General features: G+C 65.2%; 16 protein-coding genes. 2 read left to right on the plus strand and 14 right to left on the minus strand.

All coding sequences use genetic code 11. The features are described from left to right. Positions 1 to 21: 21 nt before the first annotated feature. Together AC0V2Y_RS22105 and lodA are read right to left on the minus strand one after the other, a co-directional pair. Positions 22 to 1,125, minus strand: coding sequence for a tryptophan 7-halogenase (locus tag AC0V2Y_RS22105; RefSeq protein ID WP_475413793.1), 1,104 nt, complete (start codon positions 1,123 to 1,125; stop codon positions 22 to 24). A gap of 8 nt (positions 1,126 to 1,133) precedes the next feature. Further along, the gene (gene lodA / locus AC0V2Y_RS22110) at positions 1,134 to 3,344 is read right to left on the minus strand and encodes a CTQ-dependent lysine 6-oxidase LodA (protein ID WP_475413792.1); all 2,211 of its coding nucleotides are present in this window, start codon (positions 3,342 to 3,344) and stop codon (positions 1,134 to 1,136) included. 288 nt (positions 3,345 to 3,632) lie between these two features. On the opposite strand from lodA, the gene AC0V2Y_RS22115 reads away from it, so the two are divergent. Then, positions 3,633 to 5,138: an anion permease gene (locus AC0V2Y_RS22115; protein ID WP_475413841.1), complete on the plus strand. Its 1,506-nt coding sequence runs from the start codon at positions 3,633 to 3,635 to the stop codon at positions 5,136 to 5,138. A 6-nt stretch (positions 5,139 to 5,144) separates the two neighbouring features. On the opposite strand, the gene AC0V2Y_RS22120 is transcribed toward AC0V2Y_RS22115, so the two are convergent. The 9 genes from AC0V2Y_RS22120 to AC0V2Y_RS22160 form a co-directional block, all read right to left on the minus strand. Then, the gene (locus tag AC0V2Y_RS22120; protein ID WP_475413791.1) at positions 5,145 to 5,792 is read right to left on the minus strand and encodes a hypothetical protein; all 648 of its coding nucleotides are present in this window, start codon (positions 5,790 to 5,792) and stop codon (positions 5,145 to 5,147) included. 63 nt (positions 5,793 to 5,855) lie between these two features. Next, positions 5,856 to 6,230 carry a hypothetical protein gene (locus AC0V2Y_RS22125; RefSeq protein ID WP_475413790.1) on the minus strand — a complete coding sequence of 125 codons (375 nt, stop codon included), beginning with the start codon at positions 6,228 to 6,230 and terminating at the stop codon, positions 5,856 to 5,858. 19 nt (positions 6,231 to 6,249) lie between these two features. Further along, positions 6,250 to 8,790 (minus strand): EAL domain-containing protein, encoded by a 2,541-nt coding sequence (locus AC0V2Y_RS22130; protein ID WP_475413789.1) that lies wholly within the window; start codon positions 8,788 to 8,790, stop codon positions 6,250 to 6,252. Beyond that, complete coding sequence (locus tag AC0V2Y_RS22135; RefSeq protein ID WP_475413788.1) at positions 8,787 to 12,017, minus strand: ATP-binding protein; 3,231 nt, start codon at positions 12,015 to 12,017, stop codon at positions 8,787 to 8,789. The genes AC0V2Y_RS22130 and AC0V2Y_RS22135 overlap by 4 nt, the downstream gene beginning before the upstream one ends. 28 nt (positions 12,018 to 12,045) lie before the next feature. Next, complete coding sequence (locus AC0V2Y_RS22140) at positions 12,046 to 13,203, minus strand: ABC transporter substrate-binding protein (protein WP_475413787.1); 1,158 nt, start codon at positions 13,201 to 13,203, stop codon at positions 12,046 to 12,048. A 124-nt stretch (positions 13,204 to 13,327) separates the two neighbouring features. Continuing rightward, entirely contained in the window at positions 13,328 to 14,335 is a 1,008-nt protein-coding gene (locus AC0V2Y_RS22145) for an NADP-dependent oxidoreductase (protein WP_475413786.1), read from the minus strand. A gap of 35 nt (positions 14,336 to 14,370) precedes the next feature. Then, on the minus strand, positions 14,371 to 15,183 hold the full coding sequence (locus tag AC0V2Y_RS22150; protein ID WP_475413785.1) for an oxidoreductase: 813 nt from the start codon (positions 15,181 to 15,183) through the stop codon (positions 14,371 to 14,373). A gap of 98 nt (positions 15,184 to 15,281) precedes the next feature. After that, positions 15,282 to 15,917, minus strand: coding sequence for a TetR/AcrR family transcriptional regulator (locus AC0V2Y_RS22155; protein WP_475413784.1), 636 nt, complete (start codon positions 15,915 to 15,917; stop codon positions 15,282 to 15,284). 74 nt (positions 15,918 to 15,991) lie between these two features. Further along, entirely contained in the window at positions 15,992 to 16,396 is a 405-nt protein-coding gene (locus AC0V2Y_RS22160; RefSeq protein ID WP_475413783.1) for a ribonuclease domain-containing protein, read from the minus strand. Positions 16,397 to 16,816: 420 nt separating this feature from the next. Between AC0V2Y_RS22160 and AC0V2Y_RS22165 the strand changes: the two genes are divergently transcribed. Then, complete coding sequence (locus AC0V2Y_RS22165) at positions 16,817 to 18,676, plus strand: amidohydrolase (RefSeq protein ID WP_475413782.1); 1,860 nt, start codon at positions 16,817 to 16,819, stop codon at positions 18,674 to 18,676. A gap of 95 nt (positions 18,677 to 18,771) precedes the next feature. Here AC0V2Y_RS22165 and AC0V2Y_RS22170 read toward each other — a convergent pair whose 3' ends face one another. The 3 genes from AC0V2Y_RS22170 to AC0V2Y_RS22180 all read right to left on the minus strand — a co-directional run bounded on the left by AC0V2Y_RS22170 (position 18,772) and on the right by AC0V2Y_RS22180 (position 22,723). Next, complete coding sequence (locus AC0V2Y_RS22170) at positions 18,772 to 20,721, minus strand: FTR1 family protein (protein WP_475413781.1); 1,950 nt, start codon at positions 20,719 to 20,721, stop codon at positions 18,772 to 18,774. Positions 20,722 to 20,879: 158 nt separating this feature from the next. After that, complete coding sequence (locus AC0V2Y_RS22175; RefSeq protein ID WP_475413780.1) at positions 20,880 to 21,584, minus strand: hypothetical protein; 705 nt, start codon at positions 21,582 to 21,584, stop codon at positions 20,880 to 20,882. Positions 21,585 to 21,685: 101 nt separating this feature from the next. Next, the gene (locus AC0V2Y_RS22180; protein ID WP_475413779.1) at positions 21,686 to 22,723 is read right to left on the minus strand and encodes a zinc-dependent alcohol dehydrogenase; all 1,038 of its coding nucleotides are present in this window, start codon (positions 22,721 to 22,723) and stop codon (positions 21,686 to 21,688) included. Between the last annotated feature and the right edge of the window lie 19 nt (positions 22,724 to 22,742).

Here is a 22,742-nt window from a genome sequence, read left to right on the forward strand (position 1 = left end):
CTCACTTTTCCGCCAGCGGCATCAGGACGCGGCCCGGCGCTGCCAGAATGGCGCCTCCTGCCAGCGCTGCTCGGCCCCGTAGAAGCCGCGCCGCATCCGCAGATAGGTTTCGAACGAGGCGAAGACGCTGCGCCGGTAGCCGGCCGCCATGTCGCGCTCGCCCGCCAGGTAGGCTTCCGCCACCCGCGCCGCATGGATGCCCGAGGCCATGGCCTGGCCGATGCCCAGCGAAGAGATCGGATCGAAGCAGGCGGCCGCGTCGCCCGCCGCCGTCCAGTTCTCGTCCGCCGGCAGCGAGGCCACCCGGCTGTGGATGGCGTAGTGGCGCAGGGCGCGCGGCGCGGGCAGGCGCGGCACGATAGCGGATACGTGGCGTGTGCGCATGCCGGCGTCGCGCCAGGGCGCCTCCTCCTTCAGCCGCAGGCGCTTGAGGATGTCGGCATCCGTGATGAAGGCCAGCGCCACGCGGTCGCCGGGCAGGGGCGCCGCGTAATACCAGCCGTTTTCCGTCGTTTCCACCAGGGTGCGGTGCGGCAGGAATTGTGGTTCTTGCAACTGATAATAGGCGTACAGCGCCACCAGCGAATCTTCCGTGTGGAGGGGGCGCTTGCGCTGGCGCACGATGGCCGCCTGCTTGCCGCTGCAGTCGATCAGGTAGCGGGCCGTCAGGTCCGCTTCCTGGCCGCCGGCCGCCACGCGCAAGCGCCATGGGGCGCCGTGTTCCAGTTGCACCAATTGCGCGGGGCGCAACAGCTCGACGCCCGCCTGGCGCGCCTGCTCCAGCAGGATGGCGTCGTACTGCCGGCGGTCCAGGTGCAAGCCGTGGCCATGGCTGCTGAAGACGGCGTCGCGCGACATCAGTTCCGCGCTGCCCCACGCGGCCGCGTGGGAAAACGCGGGCAACTGGGCGCCATCCAGCAAGTCGCGGCCCACGCCCAGAAAGTCCAGCATCGAAAAGATCGACGACGAGACCGTTTCGCCCGCCCGGTAATCGTCGAACAGCTGTTTTTCCAGCAAGGCGATGCGCAAGCCCGTGTAGCGGGCCAGGGTCAGGGCGGCGGCCGTGCCGGCGGCACCGCCGCCGACAATGACGACGTCGTAATCGCGCGATGACTGCAAACTCATCGACATGCTCAATGGGAAAACCGGCGCCGGTTGGCCGGCATGATTTTCTTCGGCGTGTCATGCAGGGCCACTGGCGCGCCGCCGCTGGCAAACAGCTGCGATGCCTTCTCGGGCGCCGTCTGCGGATCCTCGTCCTTGAGGAACCACGCGGGCAGGTAGTTGGCGTCGTCGCCCGTGACGAAACTGCTGGCATTGCCGACACCCACGCTGGCCGCCACGAATTTCGGGTGATTGCGCTCTTTTTCCACAAAGTACGGGTACTGGCGGCGCGATTCGGCATCCTCGTTCTGGTTCACGATGAACCCCAGGTAGTGCCAGGAGCTGATCATCTGCGAAAAACTGTTCATGCCGCGGCTGTACATCACCTGCATGCCGGCCGGCACGCCGGCGAGCGCCTGTTCTTCCTTGGTGGTGGCGCCATTGATGACGTTCCAAGGGCTTTGCGGCGGCCACCAGTAGGCGTAGTAGGTGGGCGGCACGGGAATGAGCGAATCGGGATTCTTGACGATGTCCGGATTGTCGAAGTTGATCATCTGCACGGAGCAGTCATAGAAATCGGCCTGCCACGGGATGGCCATGCGCTTGGTCAGGTCGCCCGGTTCGCAGCCGGTGCCGACGGTCGGATCGTTCCAGTCCAGCGGTTCGCACTCGTCGCGGCCCGGCGACAGGCCGTTTTTCGCATAGTCGGCGTCCACGCGGTGCAGGATGGCGTACGGTTTTTCATAGATGATGGGGTTGCGCACGCTCCACGTCACTTCGATGCCGGGGCACATGGGTTCGCCGACGCAGTTGCCGATGGTCGCGTGGTCGAGCGGATCGATGCCCGGCAAGGCCAGACCCGGCGCGTCGGGGGCGAATTTGCCGGCGGCCCATTGCTGCAAGGCAAAGTATTGCGTATCCGTCAGCACGGAAAACTTGCTGATGACGTTGTTGCGCACGGAATTGCTGCCTGAGTTCAAGGGCACGAGGGGGATGCCCGCGCCGGGATTGTCCGTGGTGGCGGCGCTGAACAATTGTCCGCCCTGGCCGCCCGTAAAACCCGGCACCTGTTCCTTGGTGCCGGGCCGGATGGCCGACGGCTTCCTGAAATAGCTGAGGAATTTTTCCCGCTGGGGCCGGTTCGCTTCCGACGCATCGGCCACGTCGAAGGCGGGGCGGATGAAGGCCGTCATCGACGGCACCGTCGCCACCCACTGGTAATCGCCTATCCTGGCGAGGAATGGCTGGATATCCTGCGCGTAATTGACGACATAGTCGGGATTCCAGCCATCGCTGCCGCTCCAGCGGGCCGCGTCGTAGGCCTCGGGCAGCGCGTTCTTGTATTTGATGGCCATGTCGGCCACGACGTCATCCCAGGTGGAAATATTCACCAGTTCGGGCGCGAACTTCGGCGAGCCGATGACCACCCAGGCTTTCAGTTCCACGGAGGGGCTGCCATCCTTGAAATGGATGGTCGCGCTGACGGGACCGTCGGCCACGTCGTCATTCCACGTATCGCCGCCGCCAAAGCCCGTGATGCTTTCGGAGCCTCCGGCGCGGCCATAGGCGCCGATCACCAGCAGGTTGCCGCGCGAATCCGTGCGCATTTCGCCCAGGGTGCGCACCGGATAGCCTTGCGTGATGGCCTGCGGATCGGGGAAGGACACGTGCGCATAGGAACCGGCGCCATCCTTGTCGAAATGGGCCTTGCCCAGCGGCGTGTCGAGCGTGCGCGGTCCCGGGTCGACGATCAGTTTTTGCCGTGCCGCCGGGTCCGTGACGTCGCCGTTGCGCAGATTGGTCCAGGACGTGGGCGTCAGCTTCCAGGCGGGCGGCGTATCTTCCCAGGTTTCATAGCTGTTGTACGGGCCAAACATCAAGTCGCCCAGCAGGGGAATGAAGTTCCACCAGGCCGCCTTCTTGTTGGCCACGTGCACAGTCCACTCGATCTTGGCAATGCTCGGGTCTTGCAGGTCGACCAGGACTTTTTCACCGGGACGTCCCGCCACGGACTTGTAAATGCGGAAACTGGCCGCCTGGCGCCGCACGCGACCGGCCGCATCCTTGAACTGGGCAACGTGGACCGGCTTGCCATTCTCCAGCACGGGATCGTTGTTGCCGTCCGCTTCGACCGGTAGCCCGCCGATGGTTTCCGGCGCCAGGTAAAACGAATCATGGCTGTTGCCCACGCGGGCAATGCCGATGGATGGGTGGATCGAATACTGTTCCGTGCTATTCATCAAGTTTTCCCCTGAAAGGTTGGCAATCCTGGTGGCATATCTGGCGGCAGCTACGGGGAAAGATACAGAGAAAAATTGCCAAAAAAGTCACCCATTGTCACTGGCCGTCAATATATTCCGCTCCTGTGATAGCGCTCAAGTCAACGATTCGGGAATTTCCTGTCACGCGCACGCGCAATGGAGCAGGGCGGTTGCGTATGAGCTTGTATGATGTTGCTAAAAAGAATTATCACCAGCCGCGCGGGCAACACCGCCCGCCCGGATGCCTGTCCAGTAAAGGAAATCATGATGTATAAAACAGTGCGCGACCTGTTCCTGCATTTCAAGGAAGCCGTCCCATTCCGCCTCGTCCCCGCCCTGATCTGCACCGCCTTGCTTGTCGGCATGCTATTGCTGCCGGCGCCCGAAGGCTTGACGCCCAAGGCCTGGGGCCTGGTGGCGATCTTCCTCACCACGATTCTGGCGATCATATTAAAAGTCATGCCGATCGGCGTGATGGCCATGATGGCCATCGTCATCGTTTCCTTGTCGCAAGTGACGTCGACCTCGTCCAAGGGCGCCATCACGGATGCGCTCAGCAGTTTCTCGAATCCATTGATCTGGCTGATCGTCGTGGCGATTCTGATATCGCGCGGCCTGAAAAAGACGGGGCTGGGCAGCCGCATCGGCCTGCTGTTCATTTCGCTGCTGGGCAAGCGCACCATGGGCATCGGCTATGGCCTGGCGATCTGCGAACTGGTGCTGGCGCCATTTACGCCCAGTAACACGGCACGCGGCGGCGGCATCGTCCACCCCGTCATGAAATCGATCGCCAATGCCTTCGATTCGGACCCGGCCAAGGGTACGGAAAAGAAGGTGGGCACGTATCTGGCCCTCGTCAACTACCATGCCAATCCGATCACGTCGGCCATGTTCCTGACGGCCACGGCGCCCAATCCGCTGGTGGTCGATTTCGTGGCCAAGGCCAGCGGCCAGGGTTTCCACCTGACGTGGACCACCTGGGCCCTGTGCATGCTGCTGCCGGGCCTGGTCTGCCTGCTGGTCATGCCTTTGATCATCTATTGGCTGTCGCCGCCGGAACTGAAGGCCACGCCCGACGCCGTCACCTACGCCAAGGCGGAATTGAAAAGCATGGGCCCGCTGTCGCCGCCGGAAAAAGTCATGCTGGGCACCTTCGCCCTGTTGCTGCTGCTGTGGGCGAATGTGCCCGCGATGCTGTTCGGCCCCGCCTTTTCGCTCGATGCGACGGTGGTCGCGTTTGTCGGCCTGTTCGTGCTGATCATCACCGGCACCATCGACTGGGACGACGTGCTGTCGGAAAAGAGCGCCTGGGATACCCTGGTGTGGTTTGGCGCGCTGGTGATGATGGCCGAGCAGCTGAACAAGACGGGCGTGATCGCCTGGTTTTCGGCCGGCATGAAGGCGGCGATTGTTGCCAGCGGCATGGACTGGCTGCCGATCGCCGGCGTCCTGGTGCTGGTGTTCGTGTTTTCGCATTATTTCTTTGCCAGCACGACGGCGCACATCAGCGCCATGCTGCTGGCCTTCCTGACGGTGGGCCTGCACCTGATCCCGGCCGAGTACCACGTGCCGTTCATGCTGATGATGACGGCCGGCTCGGCCATCATGATGACCCTGACCCACTATGCGACGGGCACCTCGCCCATCATCTTCGGCAGCGGCTTCGTGACGATGGGCAACTGGTGGCGGGTCGGCTTCATCATGTGCGTGGCGGAGCTGCTGATCTTTGCCGTCGTCGGCACGACCTGGTGGAAGGTGCTTGGCTACTGGTAGAGCAAGTTACAGCTGGCGCACCAGCTGCCGCATGGCCGCCAGGCAGTGCGCCAGCTCGCCGCCCACGGCGCGCTTCCACAAGACGGCCGCCTGCGACCAGGCTTTTTTTTCCAGCAAGTCCCGGAGTTCTTCCTGCTGCGCTGCCGGCAAGCCGCCGAACTGGCGCAGTTCCAGCGTGCGGGGCTGGCCGTGGCGGCCCGCCGGATCGAGTTCTTCCAGCGCGTCGTGCAGGCTGCCGTAACGGTGCAGGGCGCCGCCGTCATCGACAGCCGCCAGCGCCAGGTCGGGCGTTTCTTCCAGGTCGTAGCCCAGGTCGCGGCAGGGTTCGTCGATCAGCTGGGCGATATTGTAGATAGTCAACACCTGCGCGGATCGCACGACGTCCGTCAGGTCGTGCACGTCGACACCCGCGTCCAGCAGGCGCTGCAGGGCAGGGGCGTTGATGAAGGGAAAGCCCGACTCGCCCAGCGCGCGCCAGCGTTCCAGCCACTGGGGCCGCGGCAAGCTGTCATCGACGACATCGGCCCACAGGCCGCGCAGCAGCAGCTGCTGCAGCAAGGGACCATATTTCTTCTGTTTAATATCCTGCGCCAGGGCAGCGGCCTGTGCCGCATCGAAGCCCGCTTCCTGCAATCGCCCAGTGATCGTTGTCATTCTCCGCCGCCTGCCTTTCGCTGTTTGTGTGTGCAGGCGGCATCATATATGCAAGCACCGCCGTTACGGCAACTGGCCGCGCACGACTTGCAGCAGATAGTTGCGCGCCGCGGCCCGTTCCATGCCTTTTTCCTGCAGCAGCGGTAGCAGGCGCTCAAACAGCTGGCGCCGCTGCTGGCACGGTTCGGAGGTGCCGCGCCGGTCGGAAAAGAAATCCATCAGGGTCGAGCCGCACAGGCAATTGCGGTAGACCTCGACGATGGCGACGTTGTTGTCATCGAAACTTTGCTTCAGCCCGGAGACATCCTTGCGCATCGCCTGCGTCTGCAAAATGAACTCGTCCGCCGTGGCGAAGACGCGCCCGCAGCAGGCGCAATGCTTGGGAAAGGCCGCTTCGGCCAGGGCGCGCAAGCCTTCGAAGAACAGCTGCTCCTGCATGATGGCTCCTGGTGGCGCGCTAGGCGGCGCGGTTGCTGATCTCGATGCCATGGGGGCCCCGCGGCGGCCGTTGCACGCCCGATTCGAAGCGCTGGAAGGCTTCCAGCAAGTGGTCTTTCAGCAGGGTTTCGTCCCAGGGCTTGGTGATGAATTTGTACACCGAGCCTTCGTTGATCGCCGCCGTGACCGAATGCAGCTCAGGGTAGCCGGACAGCATCACGCGCACGATCTCCGGATAGATGCCCTTGATGCGGCGTAATAGTTCGTTGCCGGACATGCCCGGCATGCGCGCATCCGTGAGGATCACGCCCACCGCGTGCGAGGCGACCAGTTCCAGCGCTTCCTGCGGATTGGTGGTGCTGAGTATCTGGTAGCCCTCCTTGCGCAGCGAGCGGCGCAGGGCGGACAGGATATGCTCCTCGTCGTCGACCAGCAGCAGCACGCGCTGGGGCGCGACGGCATGGCAGCTCTCGGGCGGCAAATGGGTGCCGGCATAGAGCATCAGATCCATCTCGGCGCCGGGCAGCGGGCGGCTGAAGTAATAGCCTTGCATGGCGTCGCAGCGGTTGGTATTGAGAAAGCCCAATTGACCCTCCGTTTCCACCCCTTCGGCCACGGTGGTCATGTGCAGGGACTTGGCCATGGCGATGATGGAGCGGGTCAGCGAGGCGCCATCCACGCTGTCGGTCACGTCGCGGATGAACGATTGGTCGATCTTGACCACGTCGATGGGAAACTGCTTCAGATACGACAGGCTGGAATAGCCGGTGCCGAAGTCGTCCAGCGACAGGGTGACGCCGATTTCCTTCAGCTGTTCCAGCGCCCGCACCACCAGGTCGCGGTTTTGCATCAGCACGCTCTCCGTCAGCTCCAGTTCCAGGCAGTGGGCCGGCATGCCGCTTTCCGCCAGCACCGCGCGCACCAGTTCCGGCATGTCGGTCTGGCGGAACTGGCGTGCCGACACGTTGACGGCCATCGTCAGGTGCGTAAAGCCGTAGGCATGCCAAACGCCGAGCTGGGCGCACGCCGTGCGCAGCACCCATTCGCCGATGGGCACGATCATGCCCGTTTCCTCGGCCAGGGGAATGAAGCGGTCCGGCGGCACCAGGCCGATGCCGTCGCGGCGCCAGCGCAGCAGCGCTTCCATGCCGTAGATCTTGCCGCTGGTGAGGTCGACCTTGGGCTGGTAGTGCAATTCCAGCTCGCCCAGCGCCAGCGCCTGGTGCAGCGCGTGCTCGATTTCGGCGCGTTCCTCCACCAGCACGCCCATCTTGTGATTGTAGAACTGGTAGCCGTTGCGGCCCTTGTCCTTGGCGCTGTAGAGGGCCGCGTCGGCCGTCTTGAGCAGCATGTCGGCGCTGTCGCCGTCGGAGGGGAAGACGCTGGCGCCGATACTGGTGCTGACGTGCAAGGTATGCTCGCCCAGCACGACAGGATCGGCGAACACCTCGAGTACTTTTTTCACGATCTGTTCGGCCGTCTCGATGTCGGACAGATCCGTCAGCAGGACGACGAACTCGTCGCCGCCCTGGCGGGCCACGGTGTCGCCTTCGCGCACGGCCAGCTTCAGGCGGCGGGCCACTTCCTGCAGCAGCGCGTCCCCAACAGGGTGGCCATAGCTGTCATTGACGAACTTGAAACGGTCGAGGTCCAGCATCAGGGTCGCCAGGTGCAAACGGGTGCGGCGGGCGTGGGCGATGGCCTGGCCGATGCGGTCGTTCAGCAGCTGGCGGTTGGGCAAGTCCGTCAGCGCATCGTGGTTGGCCAGATATTCGATACGCCTTTGCTGCAGCTTGCGTTCCGTGATGTCCTGCACGGTACCGCGCATCAGCAGCACCCGATGGCCTTCGCGCACGGCTTCGGCCTGGTGGAAGACGATGCACTCGCCGCCATCGGGCTGCAGCACCTTGTGCTCCAGGCTGTAGCTGGTGCCGTTGGCATGCAGTTCCATGAAGGCATCGAGCAGCAGGGGCCGCTGGTCTTCGGGCAGGCATTGCAGCAGGCGGTCGAAGCTGGTGGCGCCGGAATCGGCTTCCAGGCCCAGGATGCGCAACAGTTCCGGCGACCAGTAGCCGTCGCCGCCGGTGCCCCGGTATTCCCAGTTGCCGAGGCGGGCCAGCGCCTGTGCGTGGCTGAGGCTTTCCTGGATACGGCTCAGCTCGGTGAGCGCGCTGCTGGCACGCAGCAGGTAGCGCAGCCGGTGCGCCAGCAGCCGCCACTGCATCGGCTTGGAAATGAAGTCGCTGGCGCCCGCTTCCAGCGCCTGCTTGATGGAGTCGTCGTCGTCGTTGCCGGTCAGCACGACGATGGGCACGTGCGCGCCGCCGGGCAGCCGGCGCAGCTGTGCGCAGCATTCGAAGCCGCTCATGCCGGGCATGGTGACGTCGAGCAGGATCAGGTCCGGCACGCCGCGCTGGAAAGCGGCCAGCGCTTCCAGGCCGCTGGCCGCTTCCTCGATGCGGAAGCCTTCCGGCTCCAGCGCTTCCGTCACCAGGATGCGCGTCATGGTGTCGTCATCGACCACCAGGACCAGTGCTTGCGGGGGTTGTGCGGTATTCATAGGGCTTCCTTCTCAATGGCCAGGGCGGCGAGGACACGGTCGAGTTCTTGCTGGATGCCGCGGATATGGTGCAGCGCGCCGCCGACGTCATTGCCGCGCGCATATTGTTCAATTTCACGGCAGGTGGCCGACAGACCCAGCGCGCCCACGTTGGCGCAGCTGGACTTGAAGGTGTGCGCGGCCAGCTGCAGCGCCGCGGCGTCGCTGGCGCCGGCGGCTACTTCCAGCTGGCCCAGCAGGCGCGGGGCGTCGCTGTAGAACAGGTCGATGATGCGCCCCAGCACGTCGGGACGGCCGGGACGCCGCATGGCGCGCAGGTTTTGCAGGGCGGCCGCGTCGAGGATGGGGCTTGCATCGCTCGCCGCCGCCGGCTCCGCCTGCGCCGGGTCGACTTCCTCCGCCGTCTCCGCTGCCGCCGATGGGCGCCAGCGGGCCAGCACGGCCAGAAGGGCGGCGCGCGTGTACGGCTTGGCGAGATAGTCGTCCATGCCCGCGGCCAGGCACAGTTCGCGGTCGCCCAGGATGGCATTGGCGGTCAGGGCAATGATGGGCGTGCGGCTGCGGCCTTGCTGGGTTTCCATGCGGCGCAAATGCCGGGTCGCTTCGAAGCCGTCCATTTCCGGCATCTGGCAATCCATCAGGATCACATCGAAGGGGTAGCGCTCCCACAGGGCCAGCGCGCGCCGCCCGTTGTCGGCCGGCGTGGCCTCGTAAGGGGTGTCCTCCAGCATGGCCAGGGCGATTTCCCGGTTGATCGCGTTGTCTTCCACCAGCAGCATGCGCAGCGGCGCCGGCGCTGTGGCGGCGCCGTCCGGCGCGGCGGGCAGGGCGGGCATCCTCGGCGGCGCCGGCGCATCCTCGGGCGCCACCTCGCCCACGACGACGGTGACGGCGAAGCGGGAACCCTGTCCCGCCACGGATTCGAGCACGATGTTGCCGCCCATCATTTCCGCCAGCTGCTTGATGATGGCCAGGCCCAGCCCCGTGCCGCCGTATTTGCGCGAGGTGGTGCTGTCGGCCTGGCGGAAGGGCTGGAAGACGGCCGCCGCCGCTTCCGGCGTCATGCCGATGCCCGTGTCGCGCACTTCCAGGCGCAGCTGGCCGGCGGCGGGGCAGCTGACGTCGACGGCAATGTCGCCCCGTTCCGTGAACTTGGTGGCGTTGTTGAGCAGGTTGGTGAGGATCTGGCGCAGGCGCACGGGGTCGCCGCGCACATGCTGCGGCACGTCTGGGGCGATGCGGCAGCTAAATGCGATGGCCTTGCGCTCGATGCCGCTGGCAAACAGCGCCACCACGTCGTCGATCACTTGGCGCAGATCGAAGGGGATGTGTTCGAGCACCAGCTTGCCCGCCTCGATCTTGGAAAAGTCGAGGATATCGTCGATGATGCTGAGCAGGCTTTCGCCCGAACGGTGCACCGTGTGCACGAAACGCTGCTGCTTGGGACTCAGTTCCGTGCGCTGCAGCAATTCCGTCATGCCCAGCACGCCATTCATCGGTGTGCGGATCTCGTGGCTCATCTTGGCCAGGAACTCCGATTTGGCGCGGTTGGCGGCGTCGGCCTCGGCCTTGGCCTGCGTGAGCGCCAGGTCGCGCTGTTCCACGTGCTCGAGCATGCCGTTGAAACCCGTGATCAGCTGCCCCAGCTCATCGCTGCCGTGCTGCGCCACGCGCACCGACAGCGCCTTGCCGTCGCGGATATGCGCGATCGCGTAGGACAGGCGCGCCAGCGGCCTGGCGATCGATGCGCTGATCAGGCCCGTGATGGCCACGCAGGCCAGCAGCAGGACCAGCGCGATGCCGAGGATCAGCATGAAGGCATGCCGCACGCCGTCGCGCACCTTGGTCACCGCCTCCTGCTGCTGGCCCGTGATGCGCGCCACCTGCTGCGCGGAATAGGCGGCCTGTTCCCGCTCGAAGGCGCGCACGTGGTCGATGACTTCGCTCAGCGCCGTCTGGCTGTCGAGCACGCTACCCTTGGCCTGCACCAGCCGCCGTCCTGAGCGCTCCACGGCGTCCAGGTAGGTGTTGACGGTCCGCGTTTCGGCCAGCAAGCCCAGCTGGCCTATGCTTTGCAGCAAGGTCTGCATGGTTGCCATGTCGCGGTGCAGGGCGCGGATGCGCCGGGCGATATCGCGGCCCAGGCGCGCGACGTCGTCGGCGGCCGTGGCGAGCATGACTTCGCCCACGTCGATGCTGATGGCATCGACGGCCAGGTTGATTTCGCCGCTGGCATCCTCGATGCGGGCCGAGGTGTGCATGTAGCGGCCCGCCTCGGCCAGCCGGTCGCGTCCGATGGCCAGCTGCAGTTCGATGGGGTCGAGCTCCTCGGCCAGGCGCAGGTGGGCAGCGGCCAGGGCGGCGCTGGTTTGCTCCTTGAGCGCAAGATAGGCCGCCTGCCGCGCCGCGCCGGCGCCGCCCTCGGCCAGCAGGCCGGCGCGCAGGGCCAGCAAGCCGGCGGCGGGATCGAGCATCTGGCGCGCCGTGGCCAGCAGTTTCCCCCGCAGCGCCAGCTGGGACGGGCTGATGTCGCGCTCGCTGGTGCCCGCCAGGTGCGCGACGGCCGCCGTCAGCCGCTCGCGCAGCGGCGCGATGCGGAAACGGTTCTTCACGGCTTCCGTCTCGGCCAGCGCAATCTGCATGTCGTGGATGCTCTTGCGCAAATCCGTCAGGTAGCGGGCATTCTGGTTCAGGCGCTGGCTTTGCAGCTGCACCTCGGCGGCCGTGGTCTGGGCCTGGCTGTCGACCAGGCGGATCTTGCCGCGCGCGCCCTTGGCGGCGGCCTTGATCTGCGCCAGCACTTGCCGCATCTCCGTCGCCTGCGCCTTGTAATAGGCCTCGTTTTCCAGGCGCTTGCGCACGGCGACGCGCATGCGCTGGAATTCCCGTTCGAAGGCCGCATGGTAGCGGGGCGCCTGCGACTCGCCATGGCGCCGCAAATCGTTGCTGAGGCGCTCGGCGGCCTGGATATTGGCGCCGATCTTGTACGATACCTGCTCCAGCTGCGCCATGTCTTCCGCCTTGCCCAGCTCGAAAAAGTCCGATGCCATGTCTTGCACGGTATAGCGCAGGCGCAACACGTCCGTGTACAGCGGCACCGTCTCGTCGGTCAAGCCGTGGACATGGGTTTCGATGCCTTTCACCAGCAGCAGGCCGGCCGCCGCCATGGCCGCCACGCCCGCCAGCAGGACGCTGGTACTGATGATGAGCTTGGTGCGGATTTTCATGCCGGGTTCCAGGGCAGGGGGACGCGCATCACTTCGCGCCAGGCGCCGGGTCCGCCGGCACGATCCTGCCGTCGGCGATGCGGGTCAGGAAAACGGCCGTCGACGCCTGGTGGTCGCCTGGCCGCAGCGTCACCTGCAAGCCGCCGAGATCGAGCCGGTCGAACGTCTCGAAACTCTGGATCAGGCGCTCGCGCGTGAGGCCGGCGCCCGCGCGGTGCAGCGCCGCCACCATCAGGGTGGCCGAGATGCAGCCCTCGAAACTGACGAAAGACAGCCTGGCCGACGGTACGTGCCGGGCCAGCAGCGCGGCGCAGTCGGCGGCGATCGGCAGCTGGCGGTCTTCCGGCAGGGGCACCACCTGCGAAATGACGATGTTGTTGCCTTCCGTGCCCAGCAGCTGCAGCAGGCTGTCGGTGCCGACAAACGATACCGTGGCCAAGGCCGCCTTCAGCCCGGCCTGGCCCGCCTCGCGCACGAATGCGGCCACCGGCGTGTAGGGGCCGGCCATGATCACCGCTTGCAGGTCGTGCCCGATCAGGGCCGCCAGGCCCGCCTTGACGGCCGTCGTGCCGCGCTGGAACGCGCCCTTGGCGACGAGTGTCATGCCACGCCGCTGCAGGGCGCGCACCGTGCCGTCGAGCACGGCATTGCCGAAACCGTCGTCCTGGTACAGCACGCCGAAGCGCTGGATGCCCCGGCTGGCGAAGTACTGCACCAGGGCATCGGACTCATCGTCGTAACTGGCGCGAAAGTTGATGATTTCATGCACCACGGGGCGGCGCAGGGTCATCGCGCCCGTAAATGCGCCCACCAGCGGCACCTTCATTTCCTGGACGATCGGGATGACGGCGTTGGTGGTGGGCGTGCCTACGTTGCCGAACAGGGCGAACACCTGTTCTTCCTCGACCAGCCTGAGCGTTTCGCTGATGGCGCGGTCCGGATCGTAGCCATCGTCGGCCACCACCAGTTCGATGCTGCGGCCATGGATGCCGCCGTTCCGGTTCGCTTCCTGGAACACGGCCGTCGCGCCGTCGAGCATGGCCCGCCCCAGCCCCGATGCCGCGCCCGTTTGCGCATTGACCATGCCGAGCCGGATGTGCGTATCGGTCACGCCCGGTTCGGCGGCATGGCCGGTGCCGGCCGCGAGGGCGATAGCGAACCAGCAGCATTCCGGGAAAACGCGCATGAGCTACCTTTATTGAAGTTGAGCGGTATCAATAGGTAAAGGGTTGACAACGAGTATGGCCGAAATTGCCAACGCAAAACTCACACATAGTCACGGCGCCCAACGCCGTTGCGGCGCTGCCCGTTCAAGGCACGGGCAGCCGCACCACCACCTTGCCGCGCGCGCGGCCCTGCGCCAGGTAGGCCAGCGCCTGTTTCGCCTCCAGAAAAGGAAACACCTGGTCGATGACGGGACGGATGGCGCCCGCTTCGAGCAGGGCGGCGATCTGCGCCAGCTGGCCGCCGTCGGGACGCACGAAGTGGAAGGCGTAGCTGGCGCCGCGCCGCCGCGCCTGGCCGATGATCTTGCGGCTGAGTAAGCCGAACACCAGTTTCAGCACCACGTGCATGCCGCGCGCGCGGGCGAACGCGGCGTCCGGCGGGCCGATCAGCGAGACGACGCGACTGCCAGGCTTGACGATGCGCAAGGCTTTTTCCAGCCCGTCGCCGCGCACCGTGCCCAGCACAGCGTCGTAATCGCGCAGCACCTCCTCGAACGGTTGTTTCTTGTAATCGATCACCTCATCGGCGCCCAGGCCGCGCACCAGTTCCACGTTGGCCGTGCTGGTGGTCGTGCCCACGCGGGCGCCCAGGTGCCGGGCCAGCTGGATGGCAAACGTGCCGATGCCGCCGGAACCGGCCGGGATGAACACTTTCTGGCCCGGCCGCAGCTGCATGCGCTCATGCATGGCTTGCCACGCCGTCAAGCCCACCATCGGTATCGACGCCGCCTGCACGAAATCGAGGTTGGCCGGTTTCAGGGCGGCCGCCTGTTCGGGCACGACGGCAAATTCGGCCAGGCTGCCGTGCGGCGTGTCGAAAATACTCGCATACACGGCGTCGCCCGCCTTGAAGCGCGTGACGCCGCTGCCGACTTCCACGACCACGCCGGCCAGGTCACTGCCCAGGGTAGCCGGCAAGCGCATTTTCAAGATCGGCTTGAAGTCGCCCCTGGGAATCAGGTAGTCGATGGGATTGAGTCCCACGGCGTGCACGCGCACCAGCAGTTCGCCGGGACCGGGCGTGGGGCGGGGCAGGTCGGCAAACGCCACGTGATCGAGGCCGCCGTATCGTTTGAGTTGCAATGCTTGCATGATGTTCTCTCTGAATGCTGAAAAGGCGCTGGCGCTCAGGCCAGACGCAGGTCCTTGCGCAAGCCGGCGTCCATCAGCGCGGCGGGCAGGAAACGGCGCATCAGGCGCAGGCGTGCCGCCAGCGGCCCGGCCGTGTAGCGCATTTTCGGCTGGCGCGCCTGGGCCGCCGCCAGGATGGTATCGGCCACGACGCCAGGATCATCGGCGCCGGCCATCAGCGCCTGCAGCCGGCGCGTGACGTCCGCGCGCACTTGCCGGTAGGCGGACAGCGGGCTATCTGGCGCCAGCAGATTGGCTTCGAACGTGGTTTTCGTGTAGGCCGGCTCGATGACGCTGGCGCGGATGCCCCAGCCGCGCACTTCATGGTCGAGCGATTCAGTGTAGCCCTCGATGGCGTGCTTGCTGGCCGAATACAGTGCGCCATAGGGCATGGGCAGGAAGCCCACGACGGAACCGATATTGAGGATGCGCCCGCCGCCCTGGGCCCGCATGTGCGGCAGCACGGCCAGGGTCATGCGCACAACGCCGTGGAAATTCGTATCGAATATCGCTTGCGCTTGCGCCACGCTGCTTTCCTCGGCGCCCGCTGGCGCCACGCCGAAACCGGCGTTATTGACCAGCAGGTCGATGCGGCCCTCCGCCTGCAGGACGGCCGCGACGGCTGTCGCCACCGAGGCATCGCTGGTGACGTCGAGCGCCAGCATCGTGTAGTCGCGCACGTCTTGCGCTTGCGCGCCGCGGCGGCTGGTGCCATACACCGTGTAGCCCGCCTGCGCCAGGCGTTGGGCCGTGGCGGCGCCGATGCCGGACGAGGCGCCGGTGACCAGGGCAATCTTGTTGTTGTTCATGGCAGTTCCTTCAGTGGTGGACAGTTTTGGAAATAAAATATGATGATCGTCATATTGTTGTTTGAAAAAAAGCCCGGGACGGACCCGGGCCATGGGCGTTACGGCTGGTTTGTCTCTTGAAACTGCGCCAGGGTGGCCGCGCACAGCGCGTCCGACAGGGCCGGCTCGTCGACGGCGCGCGCCAGGATGGTGGTGCCGATCATGGCGCACACCGTCGCCATGGCTTGCGCGTGCGCTTCCGGCTGGCCCCAGTTCGGCAGCTGGCGCGCGAACAGGTCGATCATTTCCTTGATGTGGATGGTGGCGGCGCGCCGCACCTCGGGCGCCTGGCGCGGCATTTCCGAACCCAGCGCCGAGACGGGGCAGCCCACCTCGATGGCGGCGATGTGTTCGGGCGACAGGTAGGCGGCCAGCATGGCCTGCAGCGCCTGGCCGGGCGGGGCGGAGGCGGCCACCCGGGCCGCCAGCGCCACCGCTTCGGCGCCCGCGCGGTCGCCCGCTTCGGCCAGCAGGGCATCGCGCGAAGCGAAATGCGCATAGAAGCCGCCGTGCGTCAGGCCCGCTTCCTTCATGATGTCGGCCACGCCCGTCCCCGCATAGCCGCTGCGGCGGATGGCGCGCGTGGCCACCTCGACGATGCGGTCGTGGGTGGCTTCCTTGCGGCTGTGCGCCGTGGGTTTGGCCCCTGAGTTGTTCGATGTGGCAGTAGGTAAATTTCGCATGACGATCATCATATCGCAGTTTTGAACATCGTGCACGCGACGCGCCGCAGCAGGTGTTCCGCTGCTGCGGCTCGTATTGGAAAAAACTAGTTCTTCAGGCTGCAAAAGGACGCATAGTGATCCTGCGTGTAATAGCGTTCCACCAGCTTGCGTTTCCCCGCCGGGGTCTGCACAAGCAATACCGCACGATGGGAACCGGCTCCGCCATCGCCGCCGATACCCAGATAATATTCATAATAAACCTCGTCCTTGCCTGCGGCGGGAAGGCGGCGTTCATTGTTATTGAAGACGGTATTGCCCGGACCACCGGCCACCGCGGTCGTCTTCGCATTGCGGTATGCGTCATATTCGCTGTTTTGCGGGGTGGGCAGGGTTTTGCTCGGTTCCCTTTTGCCGCAGTCGGGAATTTTCGCCGCATAGGCATGCGAAGATAACAGGGCGCCTGCCACAATAAGACCCAGCGACCAGGTTGTTGCGCGTTGAGTTTTCATCGATAAGCTTTCGTTGGTGGTGCATTCAATGGATGGGAATTTCTGGATACGGCCGCTGTTCGGGTGGCCGGCATAATCTCTGCAATGCTGAATATAATTAAAATTTATAAAATATAGCTATCCAATTGTCACGCGATGATCTATATCGGGATTTCTTTTGCCGGAAACATTGGAAGATAAAATTCTTCTAAAAATAAATACGCTGCAGGGTGTCAGAAAAATCCATGCAGTCATTTACATTGACGTGACAATGTTTGAGTCTTTTTGATTTTCAATTCGTTATGCTCCGAGATAGTTACTGGCAACAAGCAAGCCAGTCCGGACGTAATATTCTCCCGATATTCTGTCGTTGGGTATATTTAAACCAGAATAATGGATGACTTCATTGATTTAAATCATTAACTTCTGATAGGAATCTGCATGAGCCATGACCATCTCGGTTGCGCCTGCTGCAACCTGCCCCATCTGCCAGCATTGACTAGCGGCCTGTTGACGGAAACCGTACCCGGCGGTGAACTCGATGCGGCGTTTCAACAAGCCTATGGCCAGCATTCCCGGACACTGGCGCCGCAAGCCATGATCTTCCATAACGGTGTGATCCATACCCTGGCCAGCGCCGGTAGCGGCCAGGTGGAGGCCCTGGGCATCGCCGGCGGCAGCATCGTTGCCGCCGGCACGCTGCAGGCGGTGCGCCTGGCCATGCAGCCGCACCAACCGGGCGAGACGGATTTGAACGGACGCACCTTGCTGCCTGGTTTCGTCGAACCCCACATGCACGTCCTGCCCAGCGCGCTGTACAGGAGCTGGCTGCCGCTCACGCCGTTCCAGCAGCCCCCCCTGCAACAGGAGCTGGATCCTGAATACAGTTTCCACAGCATCAGCCGGCAGATCGGCAACGCGCTGGCCCAGCCGGACACGCTGCCGAAAGACAAGAATGGCAACCCTTGGGTGCTCGGTTTCGGCGTCGATCCCTCGCTGAAGCTCGATTGGGAAGATATCACCGCCAGCCGGCTGGATCCGCTGAGCGGCACGGTGCCCATCCTGCTAATGAACTCTTCCGGCCACCTTGCCTATCTGAATACCGCCGCGCTGAACGCGGCTGGCATCACGGACACCCCTTCCGGCGTGCTGACCGAGATCAATATCTCCAAGGCGCTGCTGGTCGCGCCGCAACCGAGACTGCTGGAATTTGTGGCCAGCCTGAAGCAGGTGCTGGACAACGCATCCGCCATGGGCATCACCACCGTCTTCGATGCCGGCCTCGGTGCCACCGAGCAGCCGCAGCTGGAAATCGGCTTGCTCAAGCTGGCGGCGCACCTGGGGCCCGTGCGCATCGGTGCCGCGCTGTTCACCAAACCCGAAGAACAGGCGCTGGACCACTGGCTGCAGCGCTACACGCCGGATCTGGACAGCCGCGGCGACCAGCGTTTCAGCATCAAGGCGATCAAGCTGATCGCGGATGGCTCCAACCAGGGCTTGACGGGCTACCAGAGCGAGCCCTATGCCTGTTCGCACGAGCACTCCGTTCCCGGGGTGCCGGACACTGGCCTGAGCAATTATCCCGAGACGTCCGTGTTCACCCGCATGCTGGACAAGGCGGTGGGGCACGGCTGGCCCGTGCTGGTGCACGCCAACGGCGACAAGGCGGTGGAATATGTGCTGGACAGCTACGCGCAGGTCTTGACGCCACGGCCTGGCGGCCCCAGCGAAGAGGAAGCGCGGAAGCGGCGCCAGCTGCGGCTGCGCGTGGAGCACGCGTCGCTGCTGAATGACGCGGCAATCGACAAGATGGCGGAACTGCAATTGAATCCCAGTTTCCTCATCGGCCACGTCGGCTACTGGGGGCATACGTTCCAGCACACCATTTTTGGCCAGGAGCGCGCCCAATTGCTGGACCGCTGCCAGTCGGCATTGCAAGCGGGTATGCGCATCAGCTTGCATTCGGACCATTTCGTCTCGCCGCTGGGCCCCTTGCGCATGATGGAGCAGGCGGTGTTCCGCACCATGGAAGGCGCGCCGGCGAAAGAGGTGCTGAATCCGGATGAGCGCCTGGGCCGCATGGCGGCCTTGCGCGCCGTCACGCTCGATGCCGCCTGGCACTGCCACCTCGATCACCTGGTCGGCTCGCTGGAAGCCGGCAAGCGGGCCGACCTGGTGATTCTGGCGCAAGACCCGCTGGACGAGACCGTGCGCAAGCTGCGCGACATCGTGGTGGAGGAGACCTGGCTGGCAGGCGTAAAAGTACACGGCAACAAGTCGTCGGGCGCCACGGCGCGCTAAGCCGCCGCAATGCAACAGCCCCCGATGGCGGCCTGCTGCTATCGGGGGCTGGCGGAAACGCCCGTACCGGCGCGCTTCAAGGGGCGAACTTAATGTCAGGCCAGCTTGCGCTTGCCTGCGGAAACGCGGTTCCAGCCATAGCCGGCGATGATGATGGCCAGGATGGCCGCCTGCGCCAGCAGGGTTTCCGCCGTCGGCAGGATGCCCAGCAGGTCGATGCGCATGAAGTCGACGGGGGTGACGCCGACCCAACCCGCTTCCTGCAGTGCGGCCACGCCTTTGCCCATCAATATCACGGCCAGCACGGCCACGAAGGCGGACGTCCACGAGAAGAACTTGCCGATCGGCATGCGGGCGCTGGTGCGCAGCAAGGCCCAGGCGATCACCACCAGCAGCACGATGGCCACCAGGAAGCCACCCAGCAGGGCGCCGCCATTGCCGTCCGCCGCCAGGGCGGAATAGAACAGCACGGTTTCAAACACTTCGCGGTAGACGGCGATGAAGGCCAGGGCGAACAGGCCCCAGGCGGAGCGCCGCGTCATCGCCGCCGTGAGTTTCTCGTGCAAATATTCCTGCCAGCGCCCGGCGCTGCTCTTCTGGTGCATCCACAGGCCCACGCTGAGCAGGACCAGGGCCGCGAAGACGGAACCGAGACCCTCGCTCACTTCGCGGCTGGCGCCGCTGATGGTCACCAGATACGTTGCCGCCACCCACGTCAGGCCGCCCGCCACCAGGGCGCTGGCCCAGCCCGCATGCACGTAAGGCAGCACGTCGTTGCGCTTGGCCTTGCGCAGGAAGGCGATGATGCCGATGACGATCAGCAGCGCTTCCACGCCTTCGCGCAGCAGTATCGTCAGCGCGCCGACAAAGGTCGTCATCGGGTCGGCCTTGGCGTCGCCCAGTTCCGCTTCCACGTGGGTAAACAGTTGCTGCAGCGTTTCGCCGGCCGCCTCGGCGTCGGCCACCGTGCCCTTGGCAACGGCGGAACGGTAGGCCAGCATGGCGTTTTCCACGGCCAGCAGCAGGGATTTGTTGCGCGCGCCCACCATCGGCTCGATCGGCTCGAAACCGTCCAGGTAGGCGGACAGGCCCAGGCGCGTGGCGCCCGCGCGGTCGCCCGCATGCATGGCGGCAAGGCTTTCGGCCAGGCGCATACGCGACAGGGCCAGGCCGGCAGGCTTGTGCGCCTCGGCCTTGTCAGGATGGCTGCGCAGGTATGCCGTCAGGGCCAAGGCCTCATCCGCGCCCAGCTTGGCGGCCGCCGCTTCCTGCGTCACGGTCGTCACGGCGGCCAGGTCCGCATATAGTTGCTTGGCCCGTGGATCGTCCTGCCACAGCTTTTCTCCGTGGCTGCGCGCCGCCGCGTCGTGCGACATGCCGCCAACAAAAAAAGCCAGGTCCCAGCGCTCGTTTTCGGACAGCTGGCCGAAACTGGCCATCGAGGTGCCTGCCACGCCTTGCGAAATGACCTGGTACAGGGCCATCACGCTGCGCGACTGCGCCCGATCGCCATCCGTGAAGGCGATCGGCTTCGGTTCCAGGCTGGCCGCCAGCGGACCGTCGCCGCCGCCGGCCACGCCGTGGCAAGAAGCGCACTGGGCCGCATACAGGGCCGCGCCGCGCGCCAGGTTCGGCAGTACTTTCGGCGCCACGGGGATCGGGTAGGCGGCAATCAGCAAGCCGTTCGCGTGGTGCGCCAGGCGCTTGACTTTCACGCCATCGGCCTTGGCCACGACGGCTTTGCGCAGATCGGCGATGGCGGCGGCGATGGCCGCCTGTGATACGTGGGCGGGCAGGGCGGCGATCTGCGTCGTCGCATTGTCCGTAAAGTCGAGCATTTCCGCGTATTCCGCCTCGCTGACCACCTTGCCGTGCTCGACGGCGCCGCTGTAATCGACGGCAACATAATCAATGAGTTGCCACAACTGTTTGGCACCGGCGCCAGGATCGGTCGCCTGCGCCTGCGCGCCTCCGGCCAGTAACAGGCTGAGGCTGGCAGCCACGAGCGGATAGCAGACCAGCCATTTCTTGATAGAACTGAACATGATTCTCATTCTCATTTGTCGTTAACCCGGCGACTATAGGACAGACGGTGCAGGGTGTCAACGGCGCACGGGCGTGCGCGGGTGCAAACGGCGCTGTGCTGGCCGATATTCTTGACCAGGACAGCGTGCTTGGAGAATGAAAGGAGGAGGGAAGAAGGCTACTGCTTCGATGCCGGTTTGGCGTACAAGCCCCTGGCCAGGCCGCTGTCCGCATCGTCGACTTTCAGGCCGCCCTTGACGACGCGCAAGGCCAGCTTCTGGAATGCCTGGCCCCGCAGCCATTGTGGGTCGGTGACGGCGAACGCGGCGATGCGCTCCTGCGCGCGGGCGGGCGGCACGGCCAGCCATTGGTAGTCGGCCTTCGCCCCTTGGCGGCGCAAGCCGGCGCGCATCCAGCGTTCCGAGGCCGGCATGCGCACGATGGCGTCGCCGTTCGCCACGCTCACGGCCGTGGCCGTCTTGCCGCTTTGCGCCTCGAATTTCACCTCCACGCCGGCCATCGGCCCCACTTTGGGGAAACCGACGATGGCCACCCACAGGCCCGCTTCGGCAGGCTTCTGGATGCGCATTTCCGCCTCCTCGAACACGCGGAACTGCGGCTCCTTGCCGCCGTTGCCCGTCACCAGGGTCACCGTGTCGCCGGCAACGCGCCACTCGCCGCTGGCTTGCTGGTCGGTATTGCCGTAGCTGAGCGTCCATTCGAAGGTGCCGTCCTTTTTCAGCAGCAGCTCGGAACCCGTTTCCATCACGCCTTGCAGGTAATAGTGTCCGGGCAGCGTTGACGGGGCTTGCTCGGCCGCGCCGGCGGCAAGCGGCCAGGCGAGGGCGGCGCAGGCCAGCAGGCCGGAGAGGATTTTTTTCATCGCTGTGTCCTTGTTGTGTCTTTTATGAAATGCCATCATAACAACGGCAATTGCTTGCCGTCGCACCATAGGACACAGCGGCCGCGCGGCCGGAGTCGCGCTCAGCTGCCGCTGAAATCGAGCACCACGCGCGAGGCGACCTTGCCATGTTCCAGCCGGCTGAAGACGTCATTGATGGCCGACAGCGGCTGCAATTCGATGCCGGCCTTGACCTTGCCGGTGGCGGCAAACGCCAGCGCCTCGGCCATGTCCTGGCGCGTGCCCACGAAAGAGCCGCGTATCGTCACGCAATTGGCGACGATGTCGAACAGCGGCGTGGGGAAGTCGCCCGGCGGCAAGCCCACCAATACGCAGGTGCCGCGCTTGCGCGTCATTGCCACGCCTTGCTGGAAGGCATCGATCGACGGCGCCGTGATCAGCACGCCGTGCGCGCCGCCGCCCGTCGCTTCGCGCAAGGCCGCCACGGGGTCGCCCTGGCGCGCATTGATCGTCACTTCGGCGCCGAGGGCGCGTGCATGCTCGAGCTTGCCTTCATCGATGTCGACGGCCGCCACGCGCAAGCCCATGGCCACCGCATATTCGATGGCCAGGTGGCCCAGTCCGCCGATGCCGGACACGGCCAGCCACTGGCCCGGCCGCGCGCCCGTTTCCTTGATGCCCTTGTAGCTCGTTACGCCCGCGCAGATGATGGGGGCCGCCTGCACTGCAGAAAGACCGGCCGGGATATGCGCGACGTAGCGCGGGTCGGCCAGGATGTATTCGGCGAAGCCGCCATTCTTCGTGTAGCCGCCGAACTGCGCCTCGGCGCACACGGTTTCCCAAGCTGCCAGGCAATGTTCGCAATGGCCGCAAGCGGAATAGAGCCAGGGCACGCCGACCCGGTCGCCCAGCCGCACCTCGGTCACGCCCGTGCCCAACTCCACCACCACGCCGATGCCTTCGTGGCCGGGAATGAATGGCGGCGTCGGCTTGACGGGCCAGTCGCCGCGCGCCGCATGCAAGTCCGTGTGGCAGACGCCGCATGCTTCCGTCCTGACGAGGATCTGGCCGGGACCGGGCACCGGCACGGGTACGTCGCGCAGCACCAGCGGCTGGCCCAGTTGCTCGACAACGGCGGCTTTCATGGTAGTGGGTAGCATGTGATTCCTTATGAAGTTG

The sequence above is a fragment of the Janthinobacterium sp. BHSEK genome (assembly GCF_056174685.1).

Coding starts and splice junctions, on each gene's coding strand:
- AC0V2Y_RS22125 (WP_475413790.1), bottom strand. CDS start 6,230: ATGCAGGAGCAGCTGTTCTTCGAAGGCTTGCGCGCCCTGGCCGAAGCG.
- AC0V2Y_RS22165 (WP_475413782.1), top strand. CDS start 16,817: ATGAGCCATGACCATCTCGGTTGCGCCTGCTGCAACCTGCCCCATCTG.
- AC0V2Y_RS22160 (WP_475413783.1), bottom strand. CDS start 16,396: ATGAAAACTCAACGCGCAACAACCTGGTCGCTGGGTCTTATTGTGGCA.
- lodA (WP_475413792.1), bottom strand. CDS start 3,344: ATGAATAGCACGGAACAGTATTCGATCCACCCATCCATCGGCATTGCC.
- AC0V2Y_RS22180 (WP_475413779.1), bottom strand. CDS start 22,723: ATGCTACCCACTACCATGAAAGCCGCCGTTGTCGAGCAACTGGGCCAG.
- AC0V2Y_RS22130 (WP_475413789.1), bottom strand. CDS start 8,790: ATGAATACCGCACAACCCCCGCAAGCACTGGTCCTGGTGGTCGATGAC.
- AC0V2Y_RS22120 (WP_475413791.1), bottom strand. CDS start 5,792: ATGACAACGATCACTGGGCGATTGCAGGAAGCGGGCTTCGATGCGGCA.
- AC0V2Y_RS22145 (WP_475413786.1), bottom strand. CDS start 14,335: ATGCAAGCATTGCAACTCAAACGATACGGCGGCCTCGATCACGTGGCG.
- AC0V2Y_RS22105 (WP_475413793.1), bottom strand. CDS start 1,125: ATGAGTTTGCAGTCATCGCGCGATTACGACGTCGTCATTGTCGGCGGC.
- AC0V2Y_RS22140 (WP_475413787.1), bottom strand. CDS start 13,203: ATGCGCGTTTTCCCGGAATGCTGCTGGTTCGCTATCGCCCTCGCGGCC.
- AC0V2Y_RS22150 (WP_475413785.1), bottom strand. CDS start 15,183: ATGAACAACAACAAGATTGCCCTGGTCACCGGCGCCTCGTCCGGCATC.
- AC0V2Y_RS22115 (WP_475413841.1), top strand. CDS start 3,633: ATGTATAAAACAGTGCGCGACCTGTTCCTGCATTTCAAGGAAGCCGTC.
- AC0V2Y_RS22135 (WP_475413788.1), bottom strand. CDS start 12,017: ATGAAAATCCGCACCAAGCTCATCATCAGTACCAGCGTCCTGCTGGCG.
- AC0V2Y_RS22170 (WP_475413781.1), bottom strand. CDS start 20,721: ATGTTCAGTTCTATCAAGAAATGGCTGGTCTGCTATCCGCTCGTGGCT.
- AC0V2Y_RS22175 (WP_475413780.1), bottom strand. CDS start 21,584: ATGAAAAAAATCCTCTCCGGCCTGCTGGCCTGCGCCGCCCTCGCCTGG.
- AC0V2Y_RS22155 (WP_475413784.1), bottom strand. CDS start 15,917: ATGATGATCGTCATGCGAAATTTACCTACTGCCACATCGAACAACTCA.